The sequence below is a fragment of the Ochrobactrum sp. MYb379 genome, from assembly GCF_037479515.1.
Classification (GTDB): Bacteria; Pseudomonadota; Alphaproteobacteria; order Rhizobiales; family Rhizobiaceae; genus Brucella.
Window position 1 is genome coordinate 43,121 of the sequence record NZ_JBBGYW010000005.1, and the last position, 12,992, is coordinate 56,112.

Consider the following 12,992-nt stretch of genomic DNA (forward strand, 5'->3'; position numbering starts at 1 on the left):
CAAATGGCGTGGTTCTACGCTTCCGGTGCTCATGTACCTTAAGTACACTCCGCTCCGGTTCTCGAACCCCACCATTTTCGGCACGCCATTTCCCCGAATCTCATAAGGCCGGGACGTTCTGGCAAGAAACAAAAACGGCGGCTCGAAGCCGCCGTTTTTATTTGCGCTGGTAAATTTCGATCAGCCGTAGATCATCTTGTCCTGCAACGCACGCAGCTCAGCAATCTTTGAGCCGGGCTGTGGTGCTGCGTTGGCATAGGTGATGAGTTCACCCTTTTTGATTGGTGCAGTGACGGTGCCGTTTTGCAGCAAGCCGCAAGGAATAGCCTGGGCGGTGCGTGCTTCTGGTGTCGTCATGATCCAAGAACGATAGCAATATTGTCCAATTGCATCGAGTTTTTCGCCGGGCTGCATATCTTTCTTGGCGACAGCGCAGACTTCTGCAACTGGCTTTGGCAGCGGCACCATATCGGCTTTGCCGTGCAGAACGGCGCGGGCAACCGTGAGCGGCACTTCCAGCGAAGTGAGGTGGTAAGGACGGTGGAAGGTAAAATAGGGACCTTTGCCGATCTTCAGATCTTCCAGTCGCTCATTTAGGCGAGGGTGGTCCATTTTGGCCACAACGAACACGCCGGGCGAGACGCCTTTGCCGATGGAATAATCAACCACACCGCTTTTACTCAGAACGCCGCCATCGGCTTGCGGGATGAGTGTGCTGCTCAACTGATCGACGCTTGCGCGAGGGCCGTGCATGCCGGCAATGTCTGGAACAAGTCCAGTCGCATTAGCAATCGCGGCCATTTCGACCATGGTTTTAGAGCCATCGATGAATTCGACCAGCAGACGGACATTCATGTTCCGGCGGTCGGCTTCTGCCTGATAGTCATCAGGGATGGCATCGAAATTAAGCGGGTTATTTTTGCCCTTTCCAGCCGAAACCACTTCGTAGCCAAGCGCTGAGACAAACTCGATCAGCTCCATGCAGGAGGAAGGCTCGTCGCCTGCACCCAGCGAATAGATGACGCCTTGCTTGTCGGCCTGTGCCTTGAGGTAAGGCCCGATGGTGACATCGGCCTCGACATTCATCATCACAAGATGCTTGCCATGCTCGATAGCCTTGATACCGGTTTCTGCACCCACTTCCGGAACGCCGGTGGCATCGATAATGACGTCGATCAGCGGATTGGAGAGGATTAGATCATTATCATTGGTGACTGCGATCTTTCCGCTTTCGATAGCGCTCGTCATGGCGCTTTCGGTGTTAGCTTCGTGCGCATTGTCATCGTCGCCATAGGCGGTGCGAACAGCTTTGAATGTGTTTGGCAGACGACGGGCGGAAAGAGCGCCGACTTCAATGCCGGGCATACGCGCCACTTGTGTGACGATGTCTGTTCCCATTTCGCCAGCGCCGATAAGACCGATGCGGATTGGTTTGCCTGTTTGAGCGCGCATTTGTAAGTCCCGCGCCAGTCCAACCAGTGCCACATTCGTTGTCATGAGAGTCTCCGCGATAATTTTTTCATGCTTCTATAGTTATTGATGCGCAATTGACGAACAGTCTCTATATCAACACTGAAAAGTGCGCATCTTAAATTGTCGCGACAAAATACGCATTCTACCGGAGTTCTCATGAGCAACGCATCCCCCTTCGACCTTGTTATCTTCGATTGCGACGGTGTTCTCGTCGATAGCGAACCGCTTTCCTGCCGCGCTTTTGAGCAGGTTTATGCCAATTACGGCATGATGCTGCCGGAAGGGACTGTTGCCAAAGGCATCGGCATGAAGCAGGCAGATATTCTGGCGATGATAGCCGACCTGACTGGCCATCATCTGCCAGACGAGGCTCTAAGCCAGTTTTGGCCTGAAACAAAAGTCTTGTTTGCAGAGCATTTGCAGCCAGCAACTGGTATTGCAGATTTCCTGAAGGTGTTGCCCAACAAGCGTTGTGTGGCGTCGTCATCGCAGCCAGAGCGTATTGCGTTCAGTCTCGAGAAGACTGGAATCAGCCAATATTTTGGTGATGCGGTTTATTCATCCAGCATGGTCAAGCGCGGCAAGCCTGCGCCAGATTTGTTCCTCTTTGCTGCCGATAAGATGGGTGTCGATCCTGCGCGCTGCGTGGTGATCGAAGATTCGCCTTTTGGCGTTGAGGGTGCGATTGCGGCTGGCATGACCGCTTTTGGCTATACTGGCGGCGGACATACATATGAGGGTCATGCTGAACGCTTATCATCCAAGGGTGCGGAACGGGTTTTTGCGCATTGGGATGATATTGCCCGTGAAATACTGGTTACTGCCTGATTAACCGTCTTGCTGTTGCGTTATTAATAGACAACAACAGAGTATCAGTTCAGCAGAAAGTTTCATGGAATGAAAGACGCAATTACGCTCGACCAGTTGCGCGAAGCAGTCGGTACGGAAGTTGGATGCTCTGAGTGGCGTGAAGTCACACAGTCGATGATCGATCAGTTTGCCGATGCAACGGATGACCACCAGTTCATCCATGTTGATCCTGAGCGCGCAGCCAAGGAAACGCCTTTCGGCGGCACGATTGCACACGGCTTTCTGACGCTGTCACTGCTCTCGACATTGGCTTTCGAGGCATTGCCGATGTTGCAGGGTGCAACGATGGGCATCAATTATGGCTTTGACAAAGTGCGCTTCATGTCGCCGGTAAAGACTGGCGCACGCGTGCGTGCGCGGTTTAAGCTGTCGAGTGCGGATATTCGTCCATCAGGCCGTGTGGTCAATCACTACGAAGTGACGCTGGAAGTCGAAAACTTGGTGAAGCCAGCGCTAACCGCGACATGGATCACCATCTCAGTTGTCGAGCCGCCACGCGGCTAATAGCACCTCTGATTACGAAACTAAGAGCCGTCCTTCTTCATCGAGAGGGGCGGCTTTGTCTTTATGCGCTGTCATCAGATCGCGGAAGAAGAACGGACCGTGCAAAAACATGCCGAAATCGTAGAAATTCTTCTTCTCTGCACCGCGCATGTAAAGCAGATGCATCAGGAAGAAATTCCCCTTTGAACGTTTGTAGCGATTCTCGCTATGCACATTCTTAAAGCGGATACGGTGGATAAGCGGCGGGTTTTGCGTGTTGATTTTGAGCGCCTTCGCAGGATCAGAACCATAAAAATGGATAATGTCGGTGAGAACCTGAAATTCTGACCAGAGAACCGGGCTTTCTTCCATCACAACGCGAACGTCTTCGCGCAAGGCTTTTGCTTTTGGGTGCAGTGCGATCATCAGCAGGCAGGAACCAATAGCTAGCATCGATACAGGCTGCTTGCGCAAAAGGTCAGGGCGTTCGCGTTGAAGGTCTGCAAGCGCTTCAACGGCGGGAACTGTGCCGAGGCTGTGGCCGACGATAATCACTTCGTCCGCATTGCTTTCTTCTATTTTCTTTTTCAGCGCTTCTGCAAAGGCTCTGCGGCGCGCTTTCAGCTTATCGTTGCGATCATAGATGCGGTCATAGGCTGCCGACCAATCATCGAGCAGATAAGACATGAAGAATCGGTCGCCCGGCCAACGGACCAGCAATGTTGCAACCACAGCGGCGATCGGCAGTGACCAGATGAGGTTCCAGACGGGGAAACCTGCCAGCATGGGGGCATAGGCGATAAGCGCTGCTATTGCGATAATCACAATTGACAACAGAAATGGCCACATGAAGAACATCACAAAGCGCCAGCTTGTCATCAGATAGCGGAGCAGGGTGCCTGTGAAGAAAATGTTCATGAAGGCGCGGAAGCCCGTCAGCATACGCCTAGGCGTGGAACGAGCGGCGTAATCGTCAAAGATGTCTGCGGTGCCGAACTGGCAGAATTCTGTTTCCGTCTGCCAGCCATTGCCCTGAGTCGTTGCGGTGAACGTGCCGCAGTCATCCGGCTCGTCTTTCATCGGCGGCAATTTGGTCTTCGCACGCCACAAACGGTCGAAATCCTTCAACGCAAGCGCATGGCGCACGCGGACGGCTTTGGGATGTAGGCCTTCATAGCCTGTGAATTGAATAACGAGTCGTTTGCGAAAAGACATAAATCTCGACAGAAGGAATCAACGAATGGGGATAAGGCGGTGTATTAGCCGTTTTTTTGCTATGATTGAGCAATGAGGCTGAATTGTGCGGAAAGTGGAGGCTCTCTAGCCTATAGGGCGCGATTTAGTCACTATAATTTGTCGTGAAGTCATTATTTGTGCCCAAGACTGGGCAAAGTGCCATCTTAAGGTGGACAAAAGCCGGGCTATCTGGTAATGCCAGCCCCAATTTGCAACGTTTAAGTTGCGAAGCTTGGGAGCCTTTGGGCGTATAGACAGTTGACTCTATCAGCTGAACATCGTTAAGAGACGCCCTTAATGCCTCAGGCTAAATCGAAATTCTAACCGATACGGGATTACACGTGCAGGTACTCGTCCGCGATAACAATGTTGATCAGGCTCTCCGCGCTCTTAAGAAAAAGATGCAGCGCGAAGGTATCTTCCGCGAAATGAAGATGCGTGGCCATTATGAAAAGCCATCTGAAAAGCGCGCTCGCGAAAAGGCAGAAGCCGTTCGTCGTTCGCGTAAGCTGGCTCGTAAGCGCGCTCAGCGTGAAGGCCTTATCGGCGGCGGTCGTCCCGCAGCTCGCTAAGTGACCTGAAATTGGCGCTGCCTGTGTGGCGCCTTTTGCTTGCCGGTGCAGCTTATGGCTTGCGCCGGTTTTTGCATGTCTGAAGGTTTGTGGCGCACTTTGAAGGCGCTTCACGAGATAAGACATGCCGATTTGAAGTGTCAGTGCGCTGCCATATACTGACCTTTATTGTGGCGTTGAGCTTGATACGTCAGAGAAACATAGTTTTGGCCAGTTGAGTTGATCGGCGGTTTTTCCTGCTATCTTCATCTGTGCTATACAATGAAAACATCATGGCTGTTATAACAGTCGGGGACAAAGTTGACGCAAGCTTGGGTACGCTCCCGTGCTGCGCTCACGCAGAAAGGAACGCTGCCGTTGCCAACGCGCTTTAAGGTGATGCACTCGTCCGGCAAATTTGTTGCCCGTAACAGCCTATTGGCTGCAACAGCCGTCTTGGCTCTTGGTCTCGTCGGCTGTCAGAGCTCTTCGACGCAAACCGCGTTGAGCACGGTTGATCGTGCTCAAGGGTCGAATGAGAACATTGGCTCGCTGACAAGCGTTATCCAGAGCAATCCGCGCGATCCTGAGGCTTACAACGTTCGAGGCTCTGCTTACGGCAAGGCACGACGCTATAAGGAAGCGCTGCGCGATTTTGATCAGGCGATAGCCCTTAATCCGAATTTCTATCAGGCCTATGCCAACCGCGCCCTGATCTACCGTTACATGAATGACAACGGTAAGGCCGCGCAGGACTATAGCCGTGCGATCCAGATTAACCCGCAATATGATGCAGCCTATGTCGGTCGTGGCAATGTTTACCGTCAGGCCGGACGTCTTGATCAGGCATTGAGTGATTTCAATCAGGCAATCGCTTTGCAGACGACCGATGGCCGCGCCTATCACAATCGTGGTTTGATTTATCAGGCCAAGGGTCAGCATAAGCAGGCGATTGAAGATTTCTCGAAAGCGATTTCACTCAATTCGACTGCGCCTGAACCTTACAATGGCCGCGGCATTTCTTATGTGGCGTTGAGCGATTACGACAACGCCTTCGATGATTTCAATACGGCAATTACGCTTGATGGAAACATCGCTGAAAGCTGGGCCAATCAGGCGCTGGTTTATGAACAACGCGGCGATAAGGCAAAAGCTGCCAATTCTTACACGCGCGCTATTCAGCTTGATGCAAGCTATCAGCCTGCCAAGGCCGGTCTGGCCCGCACGCGCGGTTAATCATTATCTTTCCCGCAAGAATAACGGTGGCGTTCTCCAAAGTTGTGAGCGCCACTTTTCTTTATGTAATGCTGGCATATAATAGTCTTTATGTCGCTCTTCGATCACATCGGTTTTCAAAGCAAAGACCTTCGCCGCAGCTTATCATTTTATGAAAGCTGCATGCCTAAGCTCGGCCTCACCATTATTGCCCATTCGGACAGCGGCTTCTTCGTCAGTGGAGGGGAGAGGGCACCAGTGCCGTTTCTTTGGATACACAAAGCGCCGAAAGCGGGCGCTGACGAGCCTGATGGCAAGCCGGGCAATCATCTGCATCTTATGTTCAATGCGAGTAGTCGCGACGATGTAGAGGCTTTTCATCAAGCCGCTCTTAAAGGTGGCGGCAAGGAGAGCGGGCCACCGGCCTATCAGGGGCCGGAAGAGATGGGCTATTACGCAGCTCTTGTCTTTGATCCAGATGGCAATACGTTGGAAGTCGGTTTTCGAAAGAGGGTGCGGTAAACACCCTCCTGTCAGTCAATATTTAGCTGCGTGAACGCAGGTTGCGCTTGTCGAGACGATTGACGAGATAATCGCCGATCAACTGAATGCCGCACACCATGATGATAAGAATAATCACAACAGCAATCATGATCTGCGTTTCAAAGCGCTGATAACCGTAACGAATGGCCAGATCGCCTAAGCCCCCCGCACCAATGGCACCAGCCATGGCAGATGCGCCAATAAGCGTGATGATTGTCACGGTGAAGCCAGCGATAATGCCGGGTAGGGCTTCTGGCACCAGCACTTCACGCACGATTGTCCAGCGGTTAGCACCCATCGAGCGGGCAGCTTCAACGAGACCGTTATCCACTTCGCGCAGTGAGACTTCTGCTATACGCGCATAATAAGGAATAGCGGCAATCGATAGTGGCACGATGGATGCCCATGTACCGATTGATGTGCCGACAACAAAACGCGTCACCGGAATGAGTGCCACAAGCAAAATGATGAAAGGCACTGAACGAAAGCCATTGATGATGGCGCCGAGGATGGCATTGATAGTCAGATTTTGTGCAAGGCCACCACGTTCAGTCAGAATCATGATGAGTGCCAGCGGAAGACCAACGACGAGCGAAATCAGGCTCGAAAAGCCGGTCATGATCATGGTCTCCCAGAAGGAGCGCCAGAGAAGATCAAGCATTGCCTGAGACATAGCCGAGAACCTCCGTGGCGTCTGCATGGGTGTTGAGATAGGCGATAGCGGCGTCTAGTTTGGCCTTGTCCTGCGCGGGTAAGCCAATGAACATAGTTCCAACGGGTTCGCCTTGAATGGTATCCATGCCGCCATGAATCAGTTGCAGCGGAATGCCTGTTGCAAGCGTTGCTTCGCTGAAGAATGCACCTTTGGCAGCGGCACCTGAAAGCTTGACCTTGAGAATGGCATGATCGCCGGTTTTCTCAAGACGCTCGCGCCACACGGCAGGCAATTCCGGCTCCAGCACTTGCAGCATGCTTTGTGTGATTGGCGACTGCGGATTGGCAAACACTTTCCAGACCGGACCTTCTTCAGCAATGACGCCGTGATCCAGCACAATCACCCGGTCGGCGATGCGGCGGATCACTTCCATCTCATGGGTAATGAGCAGGATGGTCAAGCCGAGCTTGGTATTGATGTCTTTAAGCAGCGCCAGAATCGACAGGGTTGTCTCAGGATCAAGCGCTGAAGTGGCTTCGTCAGAAAGCAGAACGGCGGGTTCAGCAGCAAGTGCGCGTGCAATGCCGACGCGCTGCTTCTGGCCACCGGAAAGCTGTGCCGGATATTGCTTCGCTTTATCGGAGAGACCGACCAGATCCAGCAGTTCGGCCACGCGCTTGATGCGTTTTGCTTTCGGCATGCCTGCAATTTTAAGCGGCAGTGCAACGTTCTGCGCAACAGTTTTGGCGGAGAGCAGATTAAAGTGCTGAAACACCATGCCGATGCGGCGGCGAACAGGGCGCAGCGCGTCTTCACCAAGGCCGGTAATCTCACGACCTTCAATCAGAATCGAACCACTGTCGGGCTTCTCGAGGCCATTGACGCAACGGATAAGCGTTGATTTGCCCGCGCCACTGCGGCCGATAATACCGAGAATTTCGCCGCGTGCGACGGAAAGAGAGACGCCATTGATTGCCGGCGTCTCACCGAACATTCGACGCACGTCTTTCATGGCGACGATGGGCGCTAATGCGGCAGGTGGCTGTTCAATGGTCACGGTCGTTTCTTCTATTTTTTATCTCGCAGCAGGGAGGCTGCGAATGAATAGTTTGATAAGGCTTCAAGGAAAATGACGCCAAAGGGCATAGGCGGCTTTTCATAAGCACGCGCGGATGCTTTTGGGCAATTTTTTCGCTTACGTCAATAAAAGCCGCGCCGGAAATGCTTTTCCGGCGCGGTCTTTCAGGCATAGAGAGCAATTAGTTCCAGGCTGGAATGCCTGTGCCCTTGTAAACGCGGTCGATTTCAGCCTTCACGGTATCGTTTTGGAAGGATGAAACAAGGTTCTTTACCCAATCGGCGTTTGCATCTTCGGTACGGACCGCGATGAAGTTGTTGTATGGGTTGTTTTCCTTGGATTCCCAGCCGATCGCTTCTTCCTTTTTGAGGCCCGCTTTGCCAGCCCAGTCGTTGTTCACGATGGCGACATCGAGATCATCAATCGAGCGACCGACGACACCGGCGTCGAGTTCCTTGATTTCGATCTTCTTAGGATTTTCAACAATGTCGATTGGCGTTGCAAGGATGCCTGCTTCAGGCTTCAGCTTGATAAGGCCGCTTGCTTCGAGAACGCGGAGCGCACGACCTTCATTCGATGGATCGTTTGGCACGCCGACGACTGCACCTTCCTTGAGTTCATCAAGGCTCTTGATCTTGCGCGAGTAAATGCCGATTGGCCAGACTGCGGTATAACCGGCAACGTCGATCTTGTAGCCATGCTGCTTGATCTGTTCGTCGAGGTACGGCTTATGCTGGAAAGCGTTCGCGTCGATTTCCTTGCGCTCAAGCGCTTCATTTGGCTGGTTGTAATCGTTGAAGGTTACGCGCTCGATGATGAGGCCGTGCTTCTTGCCTTCTTCAGCAACGACTTTCCAGACGTCTTCGTCTTCGCCGCCCATGATGCCGACCTTGATGGTCTTATCTTCTGCGTGGCTAGGTGCAGCTGCAAAGCCAACGGTGAGGGCTGCAACAGTGAAAAGAGCGGCTTTCAGACCAGCGCGGCGGGTCAGCGAATAGCGGGAAAGGACTGACGACATTCTTATTTTCCTTGTCTAAAGTTTTTTGGAGAGCCGGTCCCGGAAAGCGATCAAATTAGATGATCTTTCTCCCCCTGCCCACCTTGATGCCGATAATTCCCGTTTATTAGACAAGAAACAAGAAAAATTATTTCAGCTTCACGAGATTCAGCGATTGTGAAATTGCGTTCACAGTCGCGTGAGCGGATTGTCTTTTCAGTTTGTGCGGGTGTGAGGAATCTCGTTCTAGATCGGTTCCGTAAATATGCCATCGTTGGAACCGCTCTATAGATATTTCTTCAGCATTTCCGAACGCAAAACCGGTTCCCACTTTTGCTGGAAATGCTTTAGTAATTATCCGAAATAATCATCTGCGCGGCCTTCTCGGCGATCATCAAAGTGGGTGAATTCGTATTACCTGACGTGATTCCCGGCATGACCGAGGCATCGGCTACGCGTAGTCCCTGAATACCGTTTACACGCAGGCGCGGATCGACAATCGCATCTGCATCTGCCCCCATACGACACGTGCCGACCGGATGGAAAATCGTTGTGCCGATATCGCCCGCCGCTTTTTCCAGCTGTTCCTGCGTTTCATAGCTTGGTCCGGGCTTGAATTCTTCCGGACGATATTTTTGCAAAGGTACCTGTGCCACGATATGGCGGGTGAGGCGGATCGCATCGGCGGCTACTCGGCGGTCGCTTTCTGCGGAAAGATAGTTTGGCTTGATTGCCGGTTGGGTGCGGTGATCTGGTGATTTGATATGGATCGAGCCGCGACTGTCGGGCCGCAGATTGCAGACGCTTGCTGTAAAGGCTGGGAAGGGGTGAACTGCATCACCAAATTTATCGAGGCTTAATGGCTGCACGTGATATTGCAGATTGGCGGTTTCATAAGATGGGTCTGAGCGTGTGAAGACACCGAGTTGACTAGGAGCCATCGACATGGGGCCAGAGCGACGCAGCAGATATTCCAGCCCGATCATGGCTTTGCCAGTGAGTTTGCTGGCTTTCTCATTCAGCGTTGGAATGCCACTGACTTTATAAGCACAGCGCAGTTGCAGGTGATCTTGCAGGTTTTCGCCCAGCTGTCTGCGTTCGAGCTTAACGGGAATGTCTGTCTGCTGGAGAATATCGCCGCGTCCGATGCCCGAAAGCTCGAGGATTTGTGGCGAGCCAACTGCACCCGCCGCGAGAATCACTTCGCGTTTTGCTTTTATGGTGCGGGTTGTGCCGTTCTGATCGAAGGTAACGCCAGTGGCGCGTAACTCCTCAATCTCAATGCGGCGCACATGGGCGCCCGTTTCAACGCGCAGGTTTTTGCGATTAAGAGCTGGGCGCAGAAAAGCCTTTGCTGTATTCCAGCGAATGCCGCGCTTCTGGTTGACCTTAAAATAGGACACACCTTCATTGTTACCGCGATTGAAATCATCCGTTGATGGGATGCCAGCCGCAACCGCTGCATCACGAAAAGCATCCAGAATATCCCAGTGCAGGCGGGCATTTTCAACGCGCCATTCGCCACCTGCACCATGCAGATCATCTGCACCTGCAAAATTGTCTTCGGATTTTTTGAAGAAGGGCAACACGTCGTCCCAGCCCCAGCCGTCGCAACCGGCCTGCCGCCACAAATCATAATCGCGTGCCTGTCCGCGCATATAGATCATGCCATTGATGGAGGAGCAGCCACCAAGCACCTTGCCGCGTGGATAGCCGAGAGAGCGCCCATTCAGGCCTGCTTCCGCTTCTGTGGTAAAACACCAGTCGGTGCGCGGATTGCCGATGCAATAAAGATAGCCGACGGGGATATGAATCCACGCGTAATTGTCTTTGCCGCCTGCTTCCAGTAGCAGCACGGAACGATTTGGATCGGCAGAAAGGCGGTTCGCAAGGGCGCAGCCAGCCGTGCCCGCGCCAACCACGATGTAATCGTAGGTGTCGGTCATGATTTCATATCCAGTAAAAAGGTGGAGCCGCTATCTGATGAACATGCGGCTCCGGGAGTGCCGGTTATCCGAACAATTTTTTTCCAAGCCGCGATGCATAGAACTCACCGACGATACCTTTTCGGAAGAGTAGGACGCATGCCATGAAGATGACGCCAGTGACGATTGTTACGGGGAAGTCAGAGGTTGCGAGATAGTTCTGAAGAGCGACCACGAAGGCTGCGCCGACGATTGGGCCGATCAGCGTCCCGATCCCGCCAAGCAGCGTCATCAGGATCACTTCGCCCGACATCTGCCAGCCCACATCGGTGAGTGTTGCAAACTGGAACACGAGTGCTTTCATGCCGCCTGCAAGGCCTGCAAGTGCTGCCGACATGACAAAGGCTGCGAGCTTGTAGTGATTGACGGAATAGCCCAATGAGACAGCGCGGTTTTCGTTTTCGCGGACTGATTTGAGGATCATGCCGAAAGGCGAATTGATGATGCGCCAGATGGCAAACACGCCGATTACAAACACTGCCAGCACAAAATAATACATATTCATCGGTTGGTTGAGATCGATTAAGCCAAAGAGATAGCCGCGTGGCACGCCCTGAAGACCGTCTTCGCCGTGGGTGAACGCCGCTTGCAAACAGAAGAAGAAGAACATCTGCGCTAGCGCCAGTGTGATCATCGTCGAATAGATGCCCTGACGGCGGATTGCGAGATAGCCAATCACAAGACCGAGCACGGCCGCAGCCACCACGCCAAGCAGGATGCCGATTTCTGGCGTGACACCCCATACTTTGACGGCATGGGCTGTCACATAGGCGGCACCTCCAAAGAAGGCTGCATGGCCAAAGGACAAAATGCCGGTATAGCCGAGCAGCAGATTGAAGGCGGAGGCAAACAGCGCAAAGCACAGCATCTTCATCAGGAAGATCGGGTAGACCATGAAGGGCGCTACGATCAGTCCAGCCACGGCAATCGCCAGAATGATGGCAGACAAGCTGTTGAGGTTCGGCGCTTTTGCCTGATGATTTGCCGTCGTTGCTTTAAGAACAGTATCAGCCATATCAAGCCTCCTTCCCGAACAGTCCGGCGGGTCGCACCAGAAGGACGATAGCCATGATAACGAAGATGACGATGCTGGAAGCTTCGGGGTAGAACACCTTGGTCAGACCTTCCGCTAGCCCTAGTACATAGCCGGTGATGATCGCGCCAAGGATTGAACCCATGCCGCCGACCACGACCACAGCAAACACCACGATGATAATGTTGGACCCCATCAGCGGGCTGACCTGATAGATCGGTGCTGCCAGAATTCCGGCAAAGCCAGCAAGTGCTGAACCCAAAGCATAGGTGAAGGTGAGAAGCAGCGGCACATTGATGCCGAAGGCTTTAACCAGTGTTGGGTTTTCGGTGGCAGCGCGCAGGTAAGCGCCGAGCTTGGTTTTCTCAATGAGAAGCCATGTGCCGATACAGATGATGAGCGACGCCACCACCACCCATGCGCGATAGTTGGGTAGGAACATGAAGCCAAGATTATTGCCGCCTGCAAGTGATGGTGGCACGGCATAAGGCTGACCGGCAGCACCATAATAATAGCGGAAGGTGCCTTCGATCACAAGTGCAAGGCCAAAGGTAAATAACAGGCCATAAAGCGGATCAAGATTATAGAGCCTTGAAAGGGCAACGCGTTCGATGATGGCGCCGCCCAGACCCACAATCAGTGGAGCCAGAATAAGCGCTGGCCAATAGCCAATGCCAAGGCCGCTCAACAGCAGATAGCCGACAAATGCGCCGAGCATATATTGCGCGCCATGCGCAAAATTGATGATGCGCAACAGACCAAAAATAATCGCAAGGCCAAGGCTGAGCATGGCGTAGAAAGAGCCATTGATCAGGCCAACCAGCAATTGTCCGAGAAGCGCCTGAACGGGAATTCCGAAGATCATCGTCATCG

The 12,992-nt window shown here is 52.9% G+C and carries 13 protein-coding genes; 5 read left to right on the top strand and 8 right to left on the bottom strand.

Annotation, left to right across the window (positions count from 1 at the left end; all coding sequences use genetic code 11):
* Positions 1–180 precede the first annotated feature (180 nt).
* On the bottom strand, positions 181–1,497 hold the full coding sequence (locus WH356_RS12540) for a 1-deoxy-D-ribulose 5-phosphate reductoisomerase (protein ID WP_339511279.1): 1,317 nt from the start codon (positions 1,495–1,497) through the stop codon (positions 181–183).
* Positions 1,498–1,629: 132 nt separating this feature from the next.
* Here WH356_RS12540 and WH356_RS12545 point away from each other — a divergent pair, with 132 nt between their 5' ends.
* Both WH356_RS12545 and WH356_RS12550 read left to right on the top strand, forming a co-directional pair.
* A complete protein-coding gene (locus WH356_RS12545) occupies positions 1,630–2,301 on the top strand; it encodes an HAD family hydrolase (protein ID WP_339511281.1) in 672 nt (223 codons plus the stop codon).
* Between the two features lie 69 nt (positions 2,302–2,370).
* Positions 2,371–2,847, top strand: coding sequence for a MaoC family dehydratase (locus tag WH356_RS12550; protein ID WP_339511283.1), 477 nt, complete (start codon positions 2,371–2,373; stop codon positions 2,845–2,847).
* A 12-nt stretch (positions 2,848–2,859) separates the two neighbouring features.
* Here WH356_RS12550 and WH356_RS12555 read toward each other — a convergent pair whose 3' ends face one another.
* On the bottom strand, positions 2,860–4,041 hold the full coding sequence (locus WH356_RS12555; RefSeq protein ID WP_339511285.1) for an alpha/beta hydrolase: 1,182 nt from the start codon (positions 4,039–4,041) through the stop codon (positions 2,860–2,862).
* Between the two features lie 362 nt (positions 4,042–4,403).
* On the opposite strand from WH356_RS12555, the gene rpsU reads away from it, so the two are divergent.
* The 3 genes from rpsU (at position 4,404) to WH356_RS12570 (ending at position 6,350) form a co-directional block, all read left to right on the top strand.
* Positions 4,404–4,634, top strand: coding sequence for a 30S ribosomal protein S21 (gene rpsU / locus WH356_RS12560; protein WP_339511287.1), 231 nt, complete (start codon positions 4,404–4,406; stop codon positions 4,632–4,634).
* 378 nt (positions 4,635–5,012) lie between these two features.
* Complete coding sequence (locus WH356_RS12565; protein WP_339511761.1) at positions 5,013–5,849, top strand: tetratricopeptide repeat protein; 837 nt, start codon at positions 5,013–5,015, stop codon at positions 5,847–5,849.
* Between the two features lie 90 nt (positions 5,850–5,939).
* Positions 5,940–6,350, top strand: a complete 411-nt coding sequence (locus tag WH356_RS12570; RefSeq protein ID WP_339511289.1) for a VOC family protein — start codon at positions 5,940–5,942, stop codon at positions 6,348–6,350.
* A gap of 22 nt (positions 6,351–6,372) precedes the next feature.
* On the opposite strand, the gene WH356_RS12575 is transcribed toward WH356_RS12570, so the two are convergent.
* The 6 genes from WH356_RS12575 to WH356_RS12600 form a co-directional block, all read right to left on the bottom strand.
* Positions 6,373–7,044, bottom strand: a complete 672-nt coding sequence (locus WH356_RS12575) for a methionine ABC transporter permease (RefSeq protein ID WP_007876310.1) — start codon at positions 7,042–7,044, stop codon at positions 6,373–6,375.
* Positions 7,025–8,083, bottom strand: coding sequence for a methionine ABC transporter ATP-binding protein (locus WH356_RS12580; protein WP_339511291.1), 1,059 nt, complete (start codon positions 8,081–8,083; stop codon positions 7,025–7,027). The genes WH356_RS12575 and WH356_RS12580 overlap by 20 nt, the downstream gene beginning before the upstream one ends.
* 202 nt (positions 8,084–8,285) lie before the next feature.
* The gene (locus WH356_RS12585; RefSeq protein ID WP_339511293.1) at positions 8,286–9,122 is read right to left on the bottom strand and encodes a MetQ/NlpA family ABC transporter substrate-binding protein; all 837 of its coding nucleotides are present in this window, start codon (positions 9,120–9,122) and stop codon (positions 8,286–8,288) included.
* Positions 9,123–9,448: 326 nt separating this feature from the next.
* Complete coding sequence (locus WH356_RS12590) at positions 9,449–11,047, bottom strand: GMC family oxidoreductase (protein WP_339511295.1); 1,599 nt, start codon at positions 11,045–11,047, stop codon at positions 9,449–9,451.
* Positions 11,048–11,111: 64 nt separating this feature from the next.
* Positions 11,112–12,101: a branched-chain amino acid ABC transporter permease gene (locus WH356_RS12595; protein WP_339511297.1), complete on the bottom strand. Its 990-nt coding sequence runs from the start codon at positions 12,099–12,101 to the stop codon at positions 11,112–11,114.
* Between the two features lies 1 nt (position 12,102).
* Positions 12,103–12,990 (bottom strand): branched-chain amino acid ABC transporter permease, encoded by an 888-nt coding sequence (locus WH356_RS12600; protein WP_094505359.1) that lies wholly within the window; start codon positions 12,988–12,990, stop codon positions 12,103–12,105.
* Positions 12,991–12,992: the final 2 nt, after the last annotated feature.